This is a genomic window from Paraburkholderia sp. 31.1 (assembly GCF_014397645.1).
GTDB lineage: Bacteria > Pseudomonadota > Gammaproteobacteria > Burkholderiales > Burkholderiaceae > Paraburkholderia > Paraburkholderia tuberum.
In genome coordinates this window covers 87016-107958 of sequence record NZ_VZQN01000024.1, presented here as the reverse complement: position 1 = coordinate 107958, position 20943 = coordinate 87016, and the positions used below count along the sequence as shown (strand labels likewise).

The window sequence follows — 20943 nt, the reverse complement described above, 5'->3', positions numbered from 1 at the left end:
TTTTACGTCTGCGTTCTGCATCCGACGAGCGCATCGGCCATCGACAGACTTCAGCGCTCCTGCACCGGCGCCTGCACGCGCGCCTTCCACTGCCCACCCTTGCCACGCCAGTAGCGCACCGCCGATGCGAACGTTGCGCCGACATAGAACAGCGCCACGAGTGGCAGAAACGGCGCCCACAGCGGTGAGCGCCGGTAGTAGACGAGCATCGGCGCATAGGCGCAGCACATTGCCGCCCACGCGATCCAGGCCGGCCAGCCGAGCGGCCCGAGGATCAACGCCGCGACCGGCGGCAACAGATAGATGATCGCCATGCCGACGAGCGTGCCCGCGAGCAGTAGCGGCGAGTAGCGCAGCTGCGTGAACGCGGTGCGCGCGATCATGTTCCAGATGTCGCGCCAGCTATCGTAGGGACGCAGCGACACGCTCTTCGCCGCCACATCGAGCCGGATCGGATGACGGCCGGTGCCACGATGCTTGATGCGCGCGGCAAGACTGCAATCGTCGATCAGCTCGGCGCGGATCGACTCGATGCCGCCCGCTTCCTCGAGCGCCGCGCGGCGCACCAGCATGCAACCGCCCGCCGCGGCCGCGGTGCGGTTGCGTGGATTGTTGACCCATGCGAACGGATACAGCTTCGCGAAGAAGAACACGAAGGCCGGAATCAGCGCCTTTTCCCAGAACGAATCGCAGCGCAGCCGGACCATCAGCGAGACGAGGTCGCGCTTTTCGGCATCCGCGCGCGCGACGAGCTGCGTCAACGCCTCGGCGGGGTGGCCGATGTCGGCATCGGTCAGCAACAGGAATTCGGCCGGCAGATCGAGCGTGCGCACCGCCTCGATGCCCTGCGACTGCGCCCACACCTTGCCGGACCAGCCTGGCGGCAACGGCTTCGCGCTCAGCACGGTGAGGCGCTCCGGACATTGCAGCCGCAGCGCTGCGGCACGCGCGGCGTCGGCGGTGCCGTCGGTGCTGTGATCGTCGACGACGATCACGTGGAACGCGCCTGCATAGTCCTGCTCGAGCAGCGACGTGACCGCCTCGGCGATCACGTCGACTTCATTGCGCGCCGGTACGACGGCCGCGACGGCCGGCCATGCGTCGCGCGCCGCGATGGCCAGCGGCGCGGCGGGACGCGCGCGCCAGAAGCCGCCACGCGCGAACAGCAGCACGCACCAGATCAGCAGGGAAACACACGAAAGAACGAACAGGACCGCCGCCATTAAGCATTACCCTCGATTGAGCGCGCCGCCATGCCGACGCGTCTGGATAGTCGCATTTTCAGGGTGCGCGCCGCCACCACGCACCAGTCGAACAGATTGAGGACCGGGCGCGCGCGGAACACATCGTAATCCGCGCGCTCGATGCGCTCGAGAAACCGAAGGCCTGCATGCACCGCGCCGCACAGCTCGATGCCGAGCCGCCCCGGCATGCGCAGCGCGAGCGGTGCGCCGCGGACCAGCGTGGCGCGCACGAACGCGATTTCATACGCCATCAGCGCGCGCCACGCATCGTCGACGACACCATCGGCAATCTGCGCCTCGGTCACGCCGAAGCGGCGCAAATCGGCTTGCGGCAGGTACACGTGCTGTCGTTGCCAGTCGGCGGCGACGTCGAGCCAGAAGCTGATCAGCTGCGACGCCGTGCAGATCGCGTCGGCGTCGGCAAGATCGTGCGGCGTCGCTGCGCCGACCAGACGCAGCAGCAGATGCCCGACCGGATGCGCCGAGCGGCGGCAATAGTCGACGAGCGCGGCGCGATCCGCATAGCGATTCGTGTCGATGTCCTGCGCGCAGCCCTCGAGCAGATCGTAGAACGGTTCGAGCGGCAGCTCGTATTGCGCGATCACGCCAGCGAGCTTGCCGAACAACAGCGCATGCACGGGCGCGGCGCGCCGTTGCGCGATCGCGTCGAGCCCGGCGCGGAAATCGGCCAGCCGGGCATGCCGCTCGGCGGCGCTCCACTGGCCTTCGGCGGAGATATCGGCCGCAGTGCGCACGACCTGATAGATAATACCGACAGGCGCGCGTAGGGCCTTAGGCAGCAACACGCTCGCGATCGGAAAGTTTTCGTGCTGATCGACGTCCATCCAGCGAGCCTCGAAACCATTCTGTAATACAGCGCGATGTCCGCGCGGCAAGGATCGGTAGTTTAAGGGTTCCGCCGTGACGGTGCAGTGTGCGGTCATGGTCGGGCGCGTTACGAGGCAATCCCGCGCTGACTCCTTACATCGTTGTAACGCTCGCCGCCCCGGTCGTCCGCACGTCCCAGCGGCTGCGGCAAGCGGCCAACACACGGGCCGCAGCAAAAAGCAAAGTGGCCCCGATAGCGTTAGAATGCGCGTTTGGTTTTGCTGTACCGGCCGGTCGCCGGGGCTCAAGACGTCAACTAATCAAGATGGGCGCGGCGATAAAGTCAGTTTCACGACTTCTTCGAAACCCGCGTTAGTCGGAGTTCGCCAACTTATGCGAGTCATCCTTGCTCAGCCCCGCGGCTTTTGTGCGGGCGTTGTCCGCGCAATCGAAATCGTCGATCGTGCGTTACAGCAACACGGCGCGCCCGTGTATGTCCGCCACGAGATTGTCCATAACCGTCACGTGGTCGACAATCTGCGCCAGAAGGGCGCGCGTTTCGTCGAGGAACTCGATGAAGTGCCGCAAGGTGCCGTCGCGATATTCAGCGCGCATGGTGTTGCGCAAACCGTCGAACGTGATGCCGAAGCGCGCGGCCTCGACGTGCTCGACGCAACCTGCCCGCTCGTGACCAAGGTGCACGTACAAGGTCGTCAGTACGTGGCCGCCGGCCGCACGCTGATCCTGATCGGCCACGCCGGCCATCCAGAAGTGGAAGGCACGATCGGCCAGATCCCCGGCACGGTGCTGCTCGTGCAGAGCGAGGCAGAAGTCGCGAAACTCGAGTTGCCGGTCGATGCGCCGCTCGCCTACGTGACGCAAACCACGTTGTCGGTCGACGACACGCGCGGCATCATCGACGCGCTGCTGCGCCGCTTTACCGACATGGTCGGTCCCGACACGCGCGACATCTGCTATGCAACGCAGAACCGCCAGGCGGCGGTGCGCGAATTGAGCAAAGAGGTCGATGTACTGCTGGTGGTCGGCGCGACCAACAGCTCGAACTCGAACCGGCTGCGCGAAATCGGCAGCGAGAGCGGCGTGGCGAGCTACCTCGTCGCCGACGGCTCTGAAGTGAAGCCGGAATGGTTCGCCAACGTGCACACGGTCGGCATCACGGCCGGCGCGTCGGCGCCCGAAGAAATGGTCGAAAACGTAATCGATGCGCTACGCGCATTGGGGCCCGTCGATGTCACGACGATGGCGGGCCGTGAAGAAAAAGTCGAATTCAAGTTGCCATCGAAACTGATGCAACCTCTCGCTGCACGCGAAGTTTAAGGAGGACGCCTTGTCTATTCCGCTGCTACAGAAAGTCCGCGTCGGCGCATACATCATGCGCCAGCATCTCTCCGGCAACAAACGCTATCCGCTCGCCCTGATGCTGGAGCCGCTGTTTCGCTGCAATCTCGCCTGCAATGGCTGCGGCAAGATCGACTATCCGGATCCGATTCTGAACCAGCGTCTGTCGCTGGAAGAATGCCTGCAGGCCGTCGACGAATGCGGTGCGCCGGTCGTGTCGATCGCGGGTGGCGAGCCGCTGCTGCACAAGGAAATGCCGCAGATCGTCAAGGGCATCATGGCGCGCAAGAAGTTCGTGTACCTGTGCACGAACGCGCTGCTGATGGAAAAGAAGATGGACGACTACGAGCCGAATCCGTACTTCGTGTGGTCGGTTCATCTTGACGGCGACAAGGAAGCGCACGATCACTCGGTGTCGCAGGAAGGCGTGTACGAGAAGGCCGTGGCCGCGATCCGCGAAGCGAAGCGCCGCGGCTTCCGCGTCAACATCAACTGCACGCTGTTCAACGACGCGCAGCCGGAACGCGTGGCGAAGTTCTTCGACACGTTGGGCCCGATGGGCGTCGACGGCATCACGGTATCGCCGGGTTATGCGTATGAGCGCGCGCCGGATCAGCAGCACTTCCTGAACCGCGACAAGACCAAGCAGCTGTTCCGCGAAATCTTCAAGCGCGGCAACAACGGCAAGAACTGGTCGTTCAGCCAGTCGGCGATGTTCCTCGACTTCCTCGCGGGCAACCAGACCTACGAATGCACGCCGTGGGGCAACCCGGCGCGTACCGTGTTCGGCTGGCAAAAACCGTGCTATCTGGTCGGCGAAGGCTACGTGAAGACCTTCAAGGAACTGATGGAAACCACGGACTGGGACAAGTACGGCACCGGCAACTACGAGAAGTGCGCGGACTGCATGGTCCACTGCGGTTTCGAAGCGACGGCCGTGATGGACACGGTTGCGCATCCGCTGAAGGCGCTGAAGGTCAGCATGCGCGGCCCGAAAACCACGGGCGCGTTCGCGCAGGACATTCCGCTCGACAAGCAGCGTCCCGCCGAGTACGTGTTCTCGCGTCACGTCGAGATCAAGCTCGAAGAAATCACGCGCGCCGGCAAGGGCAAGAAGGTGGAGACCGCGACGGCCGCGCACTGAGGCGTTCGACAGGAGAGCGGCCGCGCGCCGCCCCTGTATTGCGCCTGATCGTTAGTTAGCGCAAGCAACTCGAAAAAAAGCGCGGTGGCCAATCAAGGCCACCGCGCTTTGCTTTTACCGATTGAAACTTCTGTCGACCGACCCGCTTACGCGCCGCGCGCATTATGCGCGGTCAGGAATTTGATCAGCCCGTCGATGCCGCCTTTGGCGATCTGGTCGGCGAACTGCGTCTGATACACCTGGATCAGCCACGCGCCCATCATGTTGATGTCATAGATCTTCCAGCCCGACGGCCCCTTGGTGAGCCGGTAGTCGATCGCGTCATCGCCGCCGTTGCTGATCACGTGCGATTGCACGACGATGTCGGTCGCGCCGCCTTGCACGCTGACCGGCGCAAACTGGAACTTCACGTCCTGGTCGCGCAGTTGCGACAGCGATGCGGCATAGGTACGCGTGAGCAGCAGCGTAAACTGCTCGTACAGTTGCTTCTGCTGCTCCGGCGTCGCGGTCGCCCACGGCTTGCCTACCGCGATACGTGTGGTGCGCTGAAAGTCGGTGGCGGGCAGGAAGTGCGTCTGGACGACCTGGGTGATCTGCGCCATGTCGCCGCCGCGCGCCTGCGGGTCAGCCTTCATTGCAGCCACCGTGCCCTGGACTGCACTTTTTACCACCGCGTCGGGTGCGCTCTGCGCAAACGCCGCCGTGGATACCACGGCCGCAGCCACAAAAGCAGTCAGATATCGTTTCATACGCTTGTCATGACTCGAAAGAAGTAGCGCCGACGGGCCGCAGCCCCGCGGCTAAAGAGAGGTACACCAGTATAGCGGGGATTACGTTCCCATCCGGACGAAGCCGTCAGGAGCCGTACTTGCTACCGAAGTCGGGCTTGCTTGCCCGGGCTCTGTATACTTATGCACCTTCGTCAAAAACAACACCCGTGATAAGGCCACGTCCGCCTACATGCTGAAGTCATCTATCGTCCGTCTCGTCGCGTATTCGGTGCGTCATCCGCTGAGGATCATCGCGCTGTCGATCGTGCTCGCTGTCCTGAGCGGCATATACGTCGCGCATAACTTCAAGATCAACACGGACATCAGCCGTCTCATCGAGACCGACAAGCAATGGGCGGCAGTCCAGAACGCGCTCGACGCCGCCTTCCCCGACCGTGGCGACACCGTGCTGGTGGTGGTCGAGGCGCGCGCGCCCGAATTCGCCGACGCCGCCGCCAACGCGCTGACCGCCGCGCTCAGAGCCGATCCGAAGGAGTTCACGTCGGTCTCGCAGCCCGCCGGCGGCCCCTTCTTCGAACACAACGGCCTGCTGTTTCCGTCCACCGACGAGGTGATGTCCACCACCTCGCAACTCGTGCAGTCGCGCCCGCTCGTCAATCAACTTGCGCATGATCCGAGCCTGACCGGTCTCGCCGGCACGCTGACTACGACCCTGCTGCTGCCGCTGCAACTCGGCCAGGTCAAACTCCCTGACATGAGCCGGCTGCTTGCGCAAAGCGCGAACACGCTCGATCGCGTGCTGGCCGGCCAGCCCGCCGCGTTCTCGTGGCGCGCTCTCGTTGATAAAAGCGTCGCCACCAATCCGGCGCGTTCGTTTGTCGTCGTGCATCCGGTCGTCAACTACGACGCGCTGGAGCCGGGCGCGAGCGCGTCGAGGGCGATTCGCGTAACCGCGGTCTCGCTGCATCTCCAGCAGCGCTACGGTGCGACGATCCGCCTGACCGGCGAGCAGCCACTCGCCGACGAGGAGTTCGCGTCAGTGCAGGACGGTGCGGTGCTGAACGGCATCGGCACTTTCATCGTCGTCCTGATCATTCTGTGGCTCGCGCTGCGCTCGGGCCGCATGATCGCGGCCGTGTTCATCACGCTGTTCGTCGGCCTCGCGATCACGGCCGCGCTCGGCCTGTTGATGGTCGGCGCGCTCAACATGATTTCGGTCGCGTTCATGGTGCTGTTCGTCGGGCTCGGCGTCGATTTCGGCGTGCAGTTCGGCGTCAAGTATCGCGAGGAGCGCAACCGCGACGACCGGCTGTCGGCCGCGCTGATGCACACCGCGCACAGCATCGGCGTGCCGCTCACGCTTGCGGCCGTGGCAGTCGCGCTGAGCTTCTTCTCGTTCCTGCCGACCGCTTATCGCGGCGTGTCGGAGCTTGGCCAGATCGCGGGCGTCGGCATGTTCGTCGCGTACTTCACCAACATGACCTTGCTGCCAGCGCTGCTGAAGCTCTTCAATCCGCCGGGCGAAGTCGCCTCGCCCGGTTTCAAGCAGCTCGAGCCCGTCGACGACTTCCTCGACCGCCATCGCAAGCCGGTGTTGATCGGCACGCTGCTCGTCGTGATCGGCGCGACACCGCTGCTCACGCACCTGCGTTTCGACTTCAATCCGCTGCATCTGAAGGACCCGCATACCGAGTCGATGGCAACGTTGCTGTCGCTGAAGGATTCGCCCGAAGCCGCGGTGAACAACGTGCAGGCGCTGGCGCCGTCGCTTGCCGACGCCGACGCGATGGCCGAGCGACTGCGCAAGCTGCCGGAAGTGGGCCGCGTCAACACGTTGAGCACCTTCGTGCCGGCCGACCAGCAGCAGAAGATGATGCTGATCGCAAGCGCCGCGCAACAGCTGCTGCCGGCGCTGCAACAGCAGCCCGCGCCGCAGGCCACCGACGAGTTGCGCGTCGCCGCATTGAAGCGCGCGGCGAATCAGTTGTCGCTCGCGGCCGAGGACCATCCGGGCCCGGGCGCGGCGGACGCGCAGCACCTGTCCGCGACCTTGCAAAAGCTCGCCGCCGCCGACGCCGCCACGCGCGACCGCGCCGAAGTCGCGATGTCCGACACGCTGCGCATCGCCTTGAAGCAGCTTGAGAACCTTCTGCAGCCGACCGAAATAACCCAGCAGACCCTGCCGCCAGGCATCACCGCGATGTGGATCGGCAAGGGCGGTCATGCGCTCGTCGATATCGCGCCGAAGGTGCCGCCCGGCGTCGATCCAAACGACGACCAGATGCTCGCGCGCTTCGCGCACGCGGTGAAGAGGGCGGAGCCGGGCGCGATCGGCGGACCGATCTCGATCCTGCATTCGGCCAACACGATCATCAAGGCGTTCCTGGAGGCGGCCGTCTATGCGCTGCTGTCGATCGCCGTGCTGCTGTGGATCGCGCTGCGCCGTGTCGGCGACGTGCTGCGCACGCTGGTGCCGCTGCTGGTGTCCGCGATCGTCACGCTCGAACTGTGCGTGGTATTCGGCATGCCGCTGAACTTCGCGAACATCATCGCGCTGCCGCTGATGCTCGGCGTCGGCGTCGCGTTCAAGATCTACTTCGTGATGGCGTGGCGCCACGGCCAGACCGGCCTGTTGCAGTCGAGCCTCACGCATGCGGTGCTGTTCAGCGCCGCCACAACGGCCACCGCGTTTGGTAGCCTGTGGCTGTCGCACCATCCGGGCACGTCCAGCATGGGGAGGCTGCTCGTGCTTTCGCTGTTCTGCACGCTGATCGGAGCGGTGGTTTTCCAGCCGGTGCTGATGGGCAAGCCGCGTCAACGTCGCGGGAAGCAAAAAGGAATATAAGCATGAAGCTGCGTAACACCGCGCTGGCGCTCACCGCCGCGGGTCTCATTTCCGGCTGCGCGACCGCTCCGGATCGCAAGCCGGGCGATCCGTTCGAGCCGGTGAACCGGGTGATCTTCAACTTCAATGACGGAGTCGATCGCTATATCGCGGTGCCGGTCGCGAAGGGCTACCAGAAAGTGACGCCGCAGCCGCTGCGCACCGCCGTCAGCAATTTCTTCTCGAACCTCGGCGACCTCACCAACGCCGCAAACGCGCTGCTGCAACTGAAGATCACCGATGCGACCGAAGACATCATGCGCTTCGCGTTCAACTCGGTGTTTGGCATTGGCGGCCTGCTCGACTGGGCGACGCCGGCCGGTCTGCCTAAGCATCATCAGGACTTCGGTCTGACGCTCGGGCATTGGGGCATTCCGTCGGGTCCGTATCTGGTGCTGCCGCTGTTCGGGCCGAGCACGGTGCGCGACAGCATGGGGCTCGTCGTCGATGTGAAGTTCAATCCGCTGAACTATATCGAACCCGCGACCCGCAATCCGCTGTACGTGCTGCAGTTCGTGAGCACACGTGCGGATCTGCTCGGCGCGACCAGCCTTCTGGAGCAGGCTGCGCTCGACAAGTACTCGTTCGTGCGTGATGCCTATGTGCAGCAGCGCCTCGCGCGGCTGCGCGGCACGAGCAATAACCCTCCGCCGCTGCCGAACTACGACGATCAGGGCGATACGGGCCCGGCTGCCGCCCCAGCGGCAGGCGCGCCGGCGGGCGGCCTGCCGAATTACTCCGATCCGGGCGATGTGGGCGAGACGCCCAATGGCGCTTCGGGAGCGGGCGGCGCGGCCAAGGGCGCGCCCGGTGCGCTGCCGAATTACAACGATCCGGGTGAGTCCTCGCCGGCGCCCAATGGGGCTTCCGGTGGAGCGACCAACGCGCCCAGCGGGGATCTGCCGAACTACACCGATCCGGGTGACAGTGGCGCGGGCGCTACGCCAGCCGTGCCTGCTGAGCCGGCGTCGGCCCCGCAATAGCGCTCCAGGGGTCTGGGCACGTCGATCCAGCGCTCCAAGGCACAGCGGGCGCCCTCGATGGGTGCCCCGCGTGGAAGTACAGCCAAACGTCGCCCGACCAAGCCCGCGGGCATCGCTGCAACCCGCTCAGTGCAGGCTCTCGACCTCGCTGCGCGCCGCGCCCCGATCTTCCTCGACCGCCGCGACTGGTGCCGTTTGCGGCACTGGCTTGGAGTTCGCGCGATAGTGAGCGAACTGCTCGTCCGCATAACGGATACGTGTGCGGCCATGTGGCACCGGATCGCCGTTTTCGTCGAGATTGACGAATACCATTTTCTCGACCGTCAGAATGCTCTTGCGTGTGATCTTGTTGCGCACTTCGCAGCGCAGCGTTATCGACGTGCGGCCGAAATGCGTGGCGGTCATGCCCAGTTCGATGATGTCGCCCTGGCGTGCCGAACTGACGAAGTTAATCTCTGACATGAACTTGGTCACGACGCGCTGATTGTCCAGCTGAGAGATCGCGTAGATCGCGGCTTCTTCGTCGATCCAGCGTAGCAGGCTGCCGCCGAACAATGTCCCGTTGGGATTCAGGTCTTCGGGCTTGACCCATTTTCTCGTGTGGAAATTCATTTGCTACTCCGTGTCTGAGGCTCCCGGGAGGGCGCGTCATGCGCCGGAACCTAAGGGTTAACACTAACATTGTACCAATAGTAAGGGTTTTCCCTGATATTTCAAAATTGCATAATTAATCGTGCTGATAGTCTTGGGGGCCCACGATGGACCACCGCTAGTGGTCAACCGCTTCGGGCGATGGCTAGGAGGCACGTCCATCACTATCCCCGCAATTTTTAAGAAGTTGCTGATTGGTTCGGGCTCTGTCCGTACCTAAAGTTGGCATCCCCGACTACGGCGTAGTCAGACAATTTATGAATTCGGTTATTTGTGGCAACTTCGAAGTGCATTTGCAGCAAATATGAACGCGTTGGGCCTTCCTTCGCCGAGCAGCCTGTTCGGCACTCTCGAGACGGCGACGTCCAATATTTCGGCCATGCTCAACGCGCTGAAGACACTGGGACCTAGCGCAACGGTTGCCGAGTTGATCGGCGCAACAACGACACTGGAGGCGCTATCCGTCGCTGGCGCGCTAAGTGCAGCGTTCTACGTCGGTGCATGCATCGGTTCGCTGATCGTCGCGACCAAGGCAGCGATAACGTGCGGCACCAGCAGCGCGGCGGTCACTGCGCGAATTGCAGCGGCCCGCCTCGGATTGGTCGTTCCAGAGTCGATGCTGGCATTCATCCATCGCCATCCGGAAGTGCTGACAAATAGGCCAGCGCGCCGGCACTACGCCTGTCTGGCGCTCCATCGAGCGGAATTGGTATGAATTGGATCGTCGATAAAGTGGCGCTTCTGCTCGCCGCTATCGCCTGTGCGGCGATCGCATGGGCGCTGATTCGCTACAGCGGCCAGTGGTTTCCGCTGCTACTGTTCATACTGGCATTTGCGGGGCTTTACGCAGATAACCAGCGGCTGCGCAACCGCCTAAGGGACCTGGGCGAAGACTCGAGTCGCCGCTCCAGGGGTAGGTCACGCCCACGCTAGCGACTTGCTGCCGGCCCCAGACGCAGTCGGGATGGCTAACCGCCATCCCCGTCGCTCAACTGCTGACGCCCGCGATCCGTAGCGCGCCGCCCTTTCCCAAGGCCTCCCGCGCCTCGACCAGCGTAGTCCGCGCGGCGCGCGCATCACCGGCGAGTCGCAGCAGCGCGCCGAGTTGCGACGGCTGCCGCAGCAATTCGCGCAGAATCGGCCCGAGGGCGGTGCTGCCGTCGTCGCGCAAACCAGCGGTCGCGGCCGGCGGCAGCGTGCGCCAGGCCGGATCGACGACTGCGCGACACACGGCGAACGGCAGACCGTGCGCGGCAGCGGCCGCGCCAGCGATGTGCGATTCCATATCCACCGCGAGCGCGCCGGTCGATTCGTGCAGCGCGCGTTTGTCTTCGGCGGTGATCAGCGGCGCGGCGACCGCCGCCACCGCGCCACGGCGCAGACGTCCCGCGAGCCCTTCGGCCGTCCTGACGTTGGTCACGGCGGCGGCAATCCGCTCCGCCCATTGCCGATCCGTGTCGATCCGCCCGAACGGCCCATGCACGGCATCCGCGACGATCAGCGCGCCCGGCTGCAGATCCGGCGCGAGCCCACCCGCCGTGCCGAAACTGACGATCCCCGCCGCGCCGCGAGCGACCGCGGCGTTCAGCGCGCGCTCGAGCAGATCGGCGCGCGCCGCGTACACGACTTCGACGCGCACGCTGCCGTCGCCGCGTGCGATGCGCGCCTCGAACGCCATGCCCGTCACGACGATCACCGGCAAGCCGCTATCGCCCGTTCCCACGGACGGCGTCATCGACACGGACATCCGTCACATCCCGACCGTGACGCGCGTGAGCCCATTGCGCTTCAGATGACGGAAGCGCGCGAGCGCCCACAGCGGGAAGAACTTGCGATAACCGTGGTAGCGCAGATAAAACACGCGCGGAAAGCCGGTCGCGGTAAACCGGGTTTCGTCCCACAGCCCATGCTCGCGCTGCTCACGCTGCAGATAGTCGATACCGCGCGCCACCGCCTCGTGATCGACCTCCCCCGCCGCCATCAGTCCGAGCAGCGCCCAGGCTGTCTGCGACGCGGTGCTCGGCGCACGCTCGTAGCCGCGATAGTCGAGCTTGTAGCTCTCGCCGCCCTCGCCCCAACCGCCGTCGTCGTTCTGGATCGACACGAGCCATTGCACCGCGCGCCGCATGCGCGGGTCGTCGTGTGGCATGCCGGCCGCGTTCAGCGAGCACAGCGCGGTCCATGTGCCGTAGATGTAGTTCAGGCCCCAGCGGCCGTACCAGCTGCCGTCCGACTCCTGCTCCTGCAGCATGTAGTCGAACGCGCGCCGCGCCGGCTCGCTGCTTTGCGGCAGCTCGCCGATCTGCGCGAACATCGACAGACAGCGGCCCGACACGTCCGCGGTCGGCGGATCGAGCAGCGCGCCGTGGTCCGAGAACGGAATGTTGTTCAGGTAGTACTGCGTGTTTTCCGGTTCGAACGCGCCCCAGCCGCCGTCGCTGCTTTGCATGCCGACCACCCATTCGCGCGCGCGGGCAATTGCTTCGCGATCGACATCGGATTGCGTGAGCGCCGCCGAGCGGTGCATCGCCATCGCGACCACCGCGGTATCGTCGACATCCGGGAAATGCGCGTTGTTGTACTGGAACGCCCAGCCGCCCGGCCGCACGTTGGGGCGGCGCGAAATCCAGTCGCCGCGCACGTCGAGAATCTGCAGCGGACGCAGCCACGCGAGCCCGCGTTCGGCCGCCTGTTCGGCGCGCGCTTCGCCGGTTTCGAGCAAAGCGTGCGCGGCGAGCGACGTATCCCACACCGGCGACAGACATGGCTGGCAATACGCTTCGTCGTCCTTGATGACGAGCAGCTTGTCGAGAGATTTGCGAGCGATCGCGCGATGCGGATGATCGGCCGGATAGCCGAGCACGTCGTACATCATCACCGAGTTGGCCATCGCCGGGAAAATCGCGCCGAGGCCGTCCTCGCCGTTCAGCCGTTCGTCGACGAACGCGACCGCCGCGCGGATCGCGCGCTCGCGGGTCGCCTTCGGCAACAGGCCATCGACCGCGCGCAGCACCGAATCGACACAACGGAACAGGCCGAACCAGCCCGCGTGCTGATGCGGTGCGCGCTCGTTCATGCCGGTGTTCACCGGCGCGCCGCGGAACAGCTCGTCGATGCGCACCTTGCGCGGATTACGCGCGAGCGGCCGCTTCGCGTTGAGCACCAGCAGCGGCACGATCACCGTGCGCGCCCAGTACGACACCTTCGACAGATGGAACGGGAACCACACCGGCAGCAGCATGATCTCGACCGGCATCATCGGCACCGCGCGCCACGACACCACGCCAAAGAGGGCGAGCAGGATTCGCGTGAACACGTTCGCGTGTTCCGCGCCGCCGTGCGCGAGGATCGCATCGCGCGCGCGCACCATGTGCTCGGCATCGACCGGGTCGCCGATCATCTTCAGCGCGAAGTACGCCTTCACGCTCGCGCTGATGTCGAGCGCGCCGTCGGTGAAGAGCGGCCAGCCGCCGTTCGGCAACTGGATGCGGCGCAGATAACGCGCGATCTTCTGTTCGAGTTCGAGGTTCGGCGCTTCGCCGAGATAGTGGACCAGCAACACGTATTCGGCCGGAATCGTCGCGTCGGCTTCGAGTTCGTAGACCCAATGGCCGTCCGGCTGCTGCGCGGCCAGGATCGCATCGGTCGCGCGCGTGATCGATGCGTCGAGCGCGCTCGCGCCCCGCACGGGCGCCGGCGTTGCGGTTGTCAATGCGTCCGCCACGGCGGGCGCGTTGGCAACCACGGCAGCTTCGGCCAGGTCCGGCGCCGCATCGGCGGCTTCGGGCAGCGCCGCGTCGAGCGGCGGGGTGTGAGATAAGTCGTTCATCTGCGTTCCATCGGTTGATTCAGCAGCGTATCCGCGGCCTTCCGGCCGGAGCGGACCGCGCCTTCGAGCATCGCGGGCAGGCCGGTGGCCGTCCAGTCGCCCGCGAGCAGCAAATTGTTCCAGCGAGTGCGCGTGCCCGCCCGCAATGTCTCCTGCGCGGGCAGCGCGGCAAACGTCGCGCGCGATTCCATCACCACCTGCCAGCGCGGCAGCGGCGCGGCCGGCAGATTGACCGCCTGCGCGACCTCGGCCCAGACGGTCGCCGCCAGCACGTCATGCGGCGTGTCGAAGAGCCGCTCGGCGCCGTTGAGCGTCACCGACAGGCGGTCGTCGAACGCAAACAGCCATTCGGCCGTTCCGTTCAGCAGCGCGGTGATCTGCGGCAAGCCGAACGGCGGCTCGACCGCGAAATGCACGTTGAGCACGGCCGCGAAACGCGTCGGCGCGCGCAGGCCCGGCACGAGAGCCACTGCGGCTTCGGGCGGCAGCGCGAGAATCACCGCCTCGTTCGCGCCGAGCGCGATGCTCTCAGCGTCGAAATGCAGCGCCTGCACACGGGCCGCGTCGGCCGCGAACGTGATGTCGCGCAGACGCGAACCGAGCCGGATCGTCGCGCCGCCATGTTGCAGCAGACGCAGCGCCGGATCGACGAACGCGCTGCCAAGACCATTACGCGCGACCAGCGGCCGGCACGCGAGCCCGCCCGCGAGCAGCGTTTCGCGCACGAGCGCGCCGGTCAGTTCGGCCGACGCGTCGCGCGGCTCCAGATTCAGCAGCACATGCAGCAGCGGCCGCAGCAGCCGTTCCCACAGCGGACCGTGACAGCGCATCGTCTGCGCGACGCTGCGGCCCGGTTTCGCAAACAGCAGCGGCACGAGCGACAGGTAATCGGTCGGGCCCGTGTTCGGCACGCGCGCGTGCGCATCGAAAATCCACCACGGCAAACTCCCCGGCGACAGACGCACGCTCCAGCGCGAACGCGTGGCCAGATCGACGAACGGATACTCGGGCTGCGTGGGGCCGACCAGTTCGTCGGCGGCGCCGATCGCGCGCACGTAGTTGAGCGTCGCGGCATTGGCCGACAGCACGATGTGATTGCCGCTGTCGAGCGTCGCACCAAGCTTCGCGTCGTAGTACGAACGGCAGCGGCCGCCCGCGTGATCCTGCGCTTCGTGCAGCACGACCCGCGCGCCGCGCCGCTGCAGTTGCACGGCGGCGGCGAGCCCGGCCACGCCCGCGCCGACCACGTGGACGAGCTTCGGCATCAGCTCAGAAAAGCGCGTAACGCGCGACGATCCACAGCAGGCGCAGCTTCGGCTTGCGGACCTTCGTGCGCGGAACGTCGAAGCCGCGCTCCAGCGCGCGCTCGAGCAGCACGCGATAGACGCCCGACATGATGCGCGGCGCGCGCACCTGAGCGCGCGGCTCGCGATCCATGATCGCGTCGGACGCGGCGAAGTGCTGTTTCGCGCGCTCGGCGAGCGTCGCGCAGACGCGCGGCAGCGTCGGATCGTCAGCGATCTGCCGCGGGTCCGTGGCCGCGATGCCTTCGCGCGCGAGCAGCTCGCGCGGTAGATAGCAGCGGTTGATGACGGCGTCTTCGTCGATATCGCGCAGGATGTTGGTGAGCTGCAGCGCGCGGCCGAGGTGGTGCGCGAGCAGCCGGCCCGGCTCGTCACGCATCCCGAATATCCTCACCGACAGACGGCCGGCCGCGCTCGCGACGCGGTCGCAATAGAGGTCGAGCGTGGCGTCGTCGGGCGCGCAGATGTCGGCGGCGGCATCCATCGCCATGCCGTCGATCATTGCGTGAAAATCCTCGCGTTGCAGATGAAACGTGTGAATGTGCCGCGTCAGCGCGCGCAGCGACGCGCGCGGCTGGCCGGCGTAGCAAGCGTCGATCTCGGCGCGCCATTGCTCGAGCCCGGCCGCGCGCTCGGCGCGCGGCAGGTCGCTGTCGGCGATGTCGTCGACGGCGCGGCAGAAGGCGTAGACCTGGTACATCGCATCGCGCTGCGCCGCCGGCAAGATGCGCATCGCAAGATAAAACGAGCTGCCGGACGTGGCGGCAGCGGCGTCGGTTTCAGTATCGTCCACGACAAGATTGGAAACAGCCAAGACGATCTCCGCTGGAGGCGCCCGCTGAAAGGCGTTCAAAGAGGTTTTTATGCCGACCCGCAGGGCAGTGGGCCCGCGCGCGCGGACACGCGCGAAACATCCGGCTGGGCGGCCGGAAACGGCGAAAAGTATAGCAATCTTTGCCGGTGACCGCAGTTTCGCCGGTCAATAGGGGGACGGGAAGGAAGGCCGCCGGGCGCGGCGGCCTCGACCGCGCCGCCCCCGCTGGCGAATCAGGCTCCCGCGAGCCGGAACGCGACCGCGCAGTTGCGGCCCTGACGCTTTGCGCTATAGAGCGCCGCGTCGGCCTCGTTGATCAGCACGTCGTAGGCGGGCACCCCGGCGCGCGCCGTCGCGCCGCCGAGGCTCGCCGTGACCGGCACGCTGGTGCCGATCAGCTCCACCGGCGTTTCCTCGATCACGCGACGGATCTTCTCGGCCACCAGCATCGCGTCGTCGAGCGGCGTGCACGGCAGCAGCAGCGCGAACTCTTCGCCGCCGAAGCGCCCGAACGTGTCCTGTGCGCGCACCACGCCGGCGACGCGCTGCGCCATCACACGCAGCACCGTATCGCCGACGCCATGACCGAACTGGTCGTTGATCTTCTTGAAGTGATCGAGGTCGAACAGCAACATCGAGATGTCGCCGCCGTAGCGCTGCCAGCGCGTGAACTCGTCGCGCAGCCGCGTTTCGAAAAAGCGCCGGTTCGCGATGCCGGTCAGTCCGTCGCGATTCGCGTACTCCTGCAGCTTCGCAACTGCCTCCTCGCGTTCGCGCTGCACGATGCTCACATGCGTCACGTCGGAGATCGTCACGCACACGGCCACCACTTCACGACCGCGCATCAGCGGCATGAACGTGCAGTCCTGCTGCATGAAGTCGACCCCACCGGTGATCGGCCGGTCGTGATCGAACTTGAACAGATACGGGCGCTGCTCCCACGAGCTGAACGCAAAGCTGCCGAGCTGAAACACGCTCTCGATCTTGCGCGACAGCCACACGCGCGGCAGCTCCGGAAAGTTCTGGTAGATCGAGTGGCCGACCACCTGCTCCGCCGACAGGCCGCTATGGTCCTGCATGAAGCGATTCCACATCAGCACGTTCAGTTCACGGTCGAGCACGAAGATGCCAAAACCGACCCGCTCGACCACGAGGTCGCTCAACGATTCCACGGAGACGTTCATATACTGGACAGCAGCGCATCGAGCGCTTCGTTCATGTGACGGATTGATTCTTCGGCCATCAGCATCACCAGATGCGCGCGAAAACTCTGATGCTCGAGCGCGAAATTCACTTCGACGAGCAGCGCCACCTGCCATTGCAGCACGCCGGGCTGGAACACTTCGTCGAGCGTCAGCGTATCGCCGAGCATGCCCGGCGCGGAAAACACCGGCGTGCGGCCGAGCTGGTCGAGTATCGACGACACGCACGCGCCGGACAGCAGGTTCGCGACGTCGAGCATCAGTTCGCGCTCGCCGACCTCCTCGTAGCTCGAACGCGCGTACGGGTCGCGGACGAGCGAACACAGCTGCGCGATGCTGTCGCTGCGACAGATCACCAGCACCTCGCCCTTGATGTCCGAGCGAAAGCCCTGACGCACCGCGCTGACTGTGTCGTCGATATGGGTCATCTCGCGCAGCGTGCGCGCCGCATCGCTCACCGCGACCATCCGCACGCGCGGCACCGACAGTTCGATGAACGAATCGAGCAGGCCCGCTAGCCGCGTCGCGGCCCGGCCCATCGCGAGATTGGCGATTTCCTGTAGCGCGTCGCGCTGGTCTTCGGTGAAGGCGGGCTCAGACATACAAGCCGTACTCCTTGAGGATGGGCAGGACCGCCTCCGGCGTCACCGGCTTGGCGATGAACGCGATCGCGCCGAGCTCGCGCACGCGCTGCTGGGCGAGCGGCTGCACGTCGGCGGAAACGACGATCACGAAGGTGTTGAGGTCCTCGTGCTGCAACGCTTCGAGGACCTGGTAGCCGGTCATGTCCGGCATCGTCAGGTCGAGGAACATCACCGATGCCTTGCCCTCGCGATACAGCGTGAGCGCCTCGTGCCCGTTCGTCGCGTAGGACACGTCGACTGCCCAGTCGGGCGGCAGTGCCTTCGTGAGCAACTTGCGGGCGAGCAGCGAATCGTCGGCGATCACAATGGGGAGCATGGCAACGGCGGGTCGGGCGGTTTGGGCGGGTCGGATAAAGGAATCGGCTGGTTCGTCTGCGCGCTTTCCGCGCCTGGTTGTGTGCGTATTTCGTTCGTCACGACAGCGGAGGGCGGCACACCTTCGCGTGATGCCGACCGATGCGCGACCAGGTACAGTGGCGCCTGTCGAATTGCGATTGCCTTTGGCGAGAGGGGGTGCGAATGCAGCAGGACGCGTTTGGCGAACCTTGACGATCCGTCGCACAGAGGTGGCAACGGCCCTTTTTATCGTGACGAGGATTGTCGAAGTAAAGTCGCGCAAAAGCAACTCGCCAGAATCGCTGACGGTAACGATCTGTTTCTCTGCTAGGCGAATTTCAGAAATAGATCTATCGTCGGGGCGGACATTCTTTTATCTTTATCCTTTTGTGTACGTTTGCGCTTCCCGATTCGTCGCTGTTTTAAAGCCGCTCTTAAAGAACGGCCGGCACGGCGGACGCCCATCTCCAACGCGTTGCGGCAAATTATTCCGTGCTGCGTCTATGCTTGTTCTGAAGGCGGCATGGTGCCGGCAACGGCCCGATACGGGGCTGCCACATCCGAACGACTTTTCGCGTCAACGACAATGACATCAGACCGGGTCGACTCCGCGCGCGCGGGCCGTCTTTCGCGTCGTCCTGCCCGCGAGCAGGACGACGCGTCGTTTCCCACCGTGCCGGAACAGAATTTCCAGGTGCGTCGCATCACGCTGATCGCGCTGCTGGTCGCGGCGATCGTGCTGCCGTTCGTCTACGTCGCGGCGATGGCATTCGCCGATCTGCGCTCGCGCGAGGCCGACGCCACCGATCTGGCGCTGCGCACGGTGCGGGTCGCCGAAGAACACGCGTTGAAGGTGTTCGACATGAACGAGACGCTGAACTCGCGCATCGTCGAACTGACCGACGGCCTCGACGACGACGGCATTCGCGCGCGCGAACACACGATTCACGACAAGTTGCGCACGATGGGCGGCGGCTATCCGCAGGTGGCCTCGGTGTCGATCTTCGGCCAGCAGGGCGCGCTGCTCGTGAGCAGCCGCCTGTATCCGTCGCCGGAAAATTCGGTCGGCCAGCGCGACGATTTCGTCGGCATCCGCGACGGCAACGTGCTGGAACGCGTGTCGAAAGTGATGACGGGACATGTGAGCGGCGAGCAGGTGTTCAACATGGGCGTCGAGCGCCAGGCGCCCAATGGCTCGTTCGCGGGCGTCGTGTCGATCGCGCTGCGGCCCAGCTATTTCGACGCGTTCTATCGCGAGTTGCTCGGCAGCAGCGACTCTACGCCGATCATCATGAGCCTCGTGCGCACCGACGGCGCGGTGCTCGCGCATTACCCGCGCGGCCCACGCGAGCCGACCGCGCTCGCGTCCGATTCGCCGTTCGCCGAAGCGGTCAGGCAGGGGCAGCGCTCCGGCGTCGTGCGGATGCGCTCGAGCTTCGCCGGCGGCAACCTGATCGTCGCCTTCCGGCACGTCGGCTCGTATCCGGTCTACGTGCTGTGCGGCTATCGCACGTCGGCGATCTGGGCCGCCTGGTACAAGCACCTGAGCGTGCTGGTCCTGTCGATGTTCACGCCGTCGATCGCGCTGTGGTGCGTGATCTGGCTGTCGCTGCGCCGCCTCGGCGCCGAAGAGGAAGCGTGGCAGCGTTGGCAGGCCGAGGCATCGATGCGCCGCTCGATCGAATCCGCGTACCGCCAGTCGCGCAAGATGGAAGCGCTCGGCAGGCTGGTCGGCAGCGTCGCGCACGACTTCAACAACCTGCTGATGATCCTGTCGGCCAACGTGCAGATCGTGCGACGGCGCGGCGTCGGCGGACTGGAGCGCGAACTGTCGGCGATGGAGCGCGCGCTGAAGAGCGGCCAGTCGCTGACGCGGCAACTGCTCGGCGTCGCGCGCAAGCAGCCGCTGCGCACCGAGACGCTGTCGCTCGAACGCTGGCTGCCGTCGTGCCGCGAACTGCTGCGCGCGTCGCTCGGCGCGAAGGTGTCGCTCGTGATCAATAGCGGCGTCGATACCTGGCCGGTGCGCGTCGACGTCGCCGAGCTCGAGCTCGCGCTGATCAACGTCGCCGTCAATGCCCGCGATGCGATGGCCAACGGCGGGCGCTTCACGGTGCGCGCGAGCAATGTCGTGTTCCGTCACGAGGACGGCTTTCCGCTGACCGGCGAGTTCGTGCAACTGTCGCTCGAGGACACCGGCGCCGGCATGGCGCCCGACGTGCTCGCGCGCGCGTTCGAGCCGCTTTTCACGACCAAGCCCAAAGGCATGGGCACGGGACTCGGGTTGCCGCAGGTCTTCGCGTTCTGCGAGGGCTCGGGCGGGCTCGCGGCAATCGACAGCGCGATCGGCGCGGGCACCTCGGTGCGGCTCTATCTGCCGCGCGCGTCGACCGAGCCGCACACGGCCGGGCCTGCAGAAGCGCTAGCGACCGAAAGCGGCGTGCCACAGGGCCTGCGCGTGCTGCTCGTCGAGGACAACGAAGAAGTCGCGGCCGGCACCGAGGCGCTGCTGCAGATGATGGGTCATCAGGTCACCTGCGTGTTCAACGCCGACACGGCGCTGCATGTACTCGACGACGCCCGCGCGAAGCGCGCGAGCACCGGCGAGCCGCTGCCGTTCGATCTGGTGCTGTCGGACATCCACATGCCCGGCAAGATGAATGGCATCGATCTGGCCGAAGCGGTGCTCAGGTTCGACCCACAGCTGCCGGTCATCCTCGTCACCGGCTACGCGGAAGAGCTCGACCGCGCGCGGCACGCGAACGTGCGCGTGCTGTCCAAGCCGTTCGATATCGGACTGCTGGAGCAACTGCTCGAAACGATCCAGCACGACGCCGTGCAAACGAGCAACGATGCCGCCACGCATCCGGCCGATACCTGATGTCCGCGCCGTGCCGGCGTCATTTACCGGGCCTTGTAAAAAGCGCGGCGCTGACATGCCGCGCTTTTTTCATCGTGAACCCGCGTCATGCGTAGCACGCCGGGCAGCG

The 20943-nt window shown here is 65.6% G+C and carries 17 protein-coding genes; 6 read left to right on the top strand and 11 right to left on the bottom strand.

The window, feature by feature from the left end:
• Positions 1 to 50: 50 nt before the first annotated feature.
• Both F6X37_RS19925 and hpnC read right to left on the bottom strand, forming a co-directional pair.
• Complete coding sequence (locus F6X37_RS19925; RefSeq protein ID WP_090808094.1) at positions 51 to 1223, bottom strand: glycosyltransferase; 1173 nt, start codon at positions 1221 to 1223, stop codon at positions 51 to 53.
• Positions 1223 to 2089: a squalene synthase HpnC gene (gene hpnC, locus F6X37_RS19920; RefSeq protein ID WP_187612500.1), complete on the bottom strand. Its 867-nt coding sequence runs from the start codon at positions 2087 to 2089 to the stop codon at positions 1223 to 1225. The genes F6X37_RS19925 and hpnC overlap by 1 nt, the downstream gene beginning before the upstream one ends.
• Positions 2090 to 2465: 376 nt before the next feature.
• Between hpnC and ispH the strand changes: the two genes are divergently transcribed.
• Both ispH and hpnH read left to right on the top strand, forming a co-directional pair.
• Complete coding sequence (ispH, locus tag F6X37_RS19915) at positions 2466 to 3410, top strand: 4-hydroxy-3-methylbut-2-enyl diphosphate reductase (protein WP_090808097.1); 945 nt, start codon at positions 2466 to 2468, stop codon at positions 3408 to 3410.
• A gap of 10 nt (positions 3411 to 3420) precedes the next feature.
• Positions 3421 to 4575 (top strand): adenosyl-hopene transferase HpnH, encoded by a 1155-nt coding sequence (gene hpnH / locus F6X37_RS19910; RefSeq protein WP_018423996.1) that lies wholly within the window; start codon positions 3421 to 3423, stop codon positions 4573 to 4575.
• A 146-nt stretch (positions 4576 to 4721) separates the two neighbouring features.
• Here hpnH and F6X37_RS19905 read toward each other — a convergent pair whose 3' ends face one another.
• Positions 4722 to 5324 (bottom strand): phospholipid-binding protein MlaC, encoded by a 603-nt coding sequence (locus F6X37_RS19905; protein WP_184057725.1) that lies wholly within the window; start codon positions 5322 to 5324, stop codon positions 4722 to 4724.
• Positions 5325 to 5535: 211 nt separating this feature from the next.
• On the opposite strand from F6X37_RS19905, the gene F6X37_RS19900 reads away from it, so the two are divergent.
• Entirely contained in the window at positions 5536 to 8151 is a 2616-nt protein-coding gene (locus F6X37_RS19900; RefSeq protein ID WP_187612499.1) for an MMPL family transporter, read from the top strand.
• A 2-nt stretch (positions 8152 to 8153) separates the two neighbouring features.
• Complete coding sequence (locus F6X37_RS19895; RefSeq protein ID WP_187612498.1) at positions 8154 to 9173, top strand: VacJ family lipoprotein; 1020 nt, start codon at positions 8154 to 8156, stop codon at positions 9171 to 9173.
• 126 nt (positions 9174 to 9299) lie between these two features.
• Here F6X37_RS19895 and F6X37_RS19890 read toward each other — a convergent pair whose 3' ends face one another.
• Positions 9300 to 9785 carry an acyl-CoA thioesterase gene (locus F6X37_RS19890; protein ID WP_090808106.1) on the bottom strand — a complete coding sequence of 162 codons (486 nt, stop codon included), beginning with the start codon at positions 9783 to 9785 and terminating at the stop codon, positions 9300 to 9302.
• 343 nt (positions 9786 to 10128) lie between these two features.
• Between F6X37_RS19890 and F6X37_RS19885 the strand changes: the two genes are divergently transcribed.
• Entirely contained in the window at positions 10129 to 10539 is a 411-nt protein-coding gene (locus F6X37_RS19885) for a hypothetical protein (protein ID WP_187612497.1), read from the top strand.
• 273 nt (positions 10540 to 10812) lie between these two features.
• Here the strand turns inward: F6X37_RS19885 and F6X37_RS19880 are convergent, their stop codons facing one another.
• The 7 genes from F6X37_RS19880 to F6X37_RS19850 form a co-directional block, all read right to left on the bottom strand.
• Entirely contained in the window at positions 10813 to 11571 is a 759-nt protein-coding gene (locus F6X37_RS19880) for a phosphorylase (RefSeq protein WP_187612496.1), read from the bottom strand.
• 3 nt (positions 11572 to 11574) lie between these two features.
• On the bottom strand, positions 11575 to 13653 hold the full coding sequence (gene shc / locus F6X37_RS19875) for a squalene--hopene cyclase (RefSeq protein ID WP_187612495.1): 2079 nt from the start codon (positions 13651 to 13653) through the stop codon (positions 11575 to 11577).
• Positions 13650 to 14918: a hydroxysqualene dehydroxylase HpnE gene (gene hpnE / locus F6X37_RS19870; RefSeq protein ID WP_187612494.1), complete on the bottom strand. Its 1269-nt coding sequence runs from the start codon at positions 14916 to 14918 to the stop codon at positions 13650 to 13652. Before hpnE ends, shc begins: the two co-directional genes overlap by 4 nt.
• 4 nt (positions 14919 to 14922) lie before the next feature.
• The gene (gene hpnD, locus F6X37_RS19865; RefSeq protein WP_187612493.1) at positions 14923 to 15771 is read right to left on the bottom strand and encodes a presqualene diphosphate synthase HpnD; all 849 of its coding nucleotides are present in this window, start codon (positions 15769 to 15771) and stop codon (positions 14923 to 14925) included.
• A gap of 233 nt (positions 15772 to 16004) precedes the next feature.
• Positions 16005 to 16955 (bottom strand): diguanylate cyclase, encoded by a 951-nt coding sequence (locus F6X37_RS19860; RefSeq protein WP_090808118.1) that lies wholly within the window; start codon positions 16953 to 16955, stop codon positions 16005 to 16007.
• A complete protein-coding gene (locus tag F6X37_RS19855) occupies positions 16952 to 17575 on the bottom strand; it encodes a chemotaxis protein CheC (RefSeq protein ID WP_184031036.1) in 624 nt (207 codons plus the stop codon). Before F6X37_RS19855 ends, F6X37_RS19860 begins: the two co-directional genes overlap by 4 nt.
• Positions 17568 to 17933 (bottom strand): response regulator, encoded by a 366-nt coding sequence (locus F6X37_RS19850; RefSeq protein ID WP_090808122.1) that lies wholly within the window; start codon positions 17931 to 17933, stop codon positions 17568 to 17570. Before F6X37_RS19850 ends, F6X37_RS19855 begins: the two co-directional genes overlap by 8 nt.
• Positions 17934 to 18539: 606 nt before the next feature.
• Here F6X37_RS19850 and F6X37_RS19845 point away from each other — a divergent pair.
• Positions 18540 to 20834 carry a hybrid sensor histidine kinase/response regulator gene (locus F6X37_RS19845; protein WP_187612492.1) on the top strand — a complete coding sequence of 765 codons (2295 nt, stop codon included), beginning with the start codon at positions 18540 to 18542 and terminating at the stop codon, positions 20832 to 20834.
• Positions 20835 to 20943 lie beyond the last annotated feature (109 nt).

Excerpts from the sequence above, each read along its gene's own strand:
- F6X37_RS19860 (WP_090808118.1), bottom strand. The coding sequence starts at position 16,955 with ATGAACGTCTCCGTGGAATCGTTGAGCGACCTCGTGGTCGAGCGGGTC.
- F6X37_RS19890 (WP_090808106.1), bottom strand. The coding sequence starts at position 9,785 with ATGAATTTCCACACGAGAAAATGGGTCAAGCCCGAAGACCTGAATCCC.
- F6X37_RS19905 (WP_184057725.1), bottom strand. The coding sequence starts at position 5,324 with ATGAAACGATATCTGACTGCTTTTGTGGCTGCGGCCGTGGTATCCACG.
- F6X37_RS19895 (WP_187612498.1), top strand. The coding sequence starts at position 8,154 with ATGAAGCTGCGTAACACCGCGCTGGCGCTCACCGCCGCGGGTCTCATT.
- F6X37_RS19855 (WP_184031036.1), bottom strand. The coding sequence starts at position 17,575 with ATGTCTGAGCCCGCCTTCACCGAAGACCAGCGCGACGCGCTACAGGAA.
- F6X37_RS19880 (WP_187612496.1), bottom strand. The coding sequence starts at position 11,571 with ATGTCCGTGTCGATGACGCCGTCCGTGGGAACGGGCGATAGCGGCTTG.
- F6X37_RS19925 (WP_090808094.1), bottom strand. The coding sequence starts at position 1,223 with ATGGCGGCGGTCCTGTTCGTTCTTTCGTGTGTTTCCCTGCTGATCTGG.
- hpnC (WP_187612500.1), bottom strand. The coding sequence starts at position 2,089 with ATGGACGTCGATCAGCACGAAAACTTTCCGATCGCGAGCGTGTTGCTG.
- F6X37_RS19850 (WP_090808122.1), bottom strand. The coding sequence starts at position 17,933 with ATGCTCCCCATTGTGATCGCCGACGATTCGCTGCTCGCCCGCAAGTTG.
- F6X37_RS19845 (WP_187612492.1), top strand. The coding sequence starts at position 18,540 with ATGACATCAGACCGGGTCGACTCCGCGCGCGCGGGCCGTCTTTCGCGT.
- hpnE (WP_187612494.1), bottom strand. The coding sequence starts at position 14,918 with ATGCCGAAGCTCGTCCACGTGGTCGGCGCGGGCGTGGCCGGGCTCGCC.
- ispH (WP_090808097.1), top strand. The coding sequence starts at position 2,466 with ATGCGAGTCATCCTTGCTCAGCCCCGCGGCTTTTGTGCGGGCGTTGTC.
- F6X37_RS19900 (WP_187612499.1), top strand. The coding sequence starts at position 5,536 with ATGCTGAAGTCATCTATCGTCCGTCTCGTCGCGTATTCGGTGCGTCAT.
- F6X37_RS19885 (WP_187612497.1), top strand. The coding sequence starts at position 10,129 with ATGAACGCGTTGGGCCTTCCTTCGCCGAGCAGCCTGTTCGGCACTCTC.
- shc (WP_187612495.1), bottom strand. The coding sequence starts at position 13,653 with ATGAACGACTTATCTCACACCCCGCCGCTCGACGCGGCGCTGCCCGAA.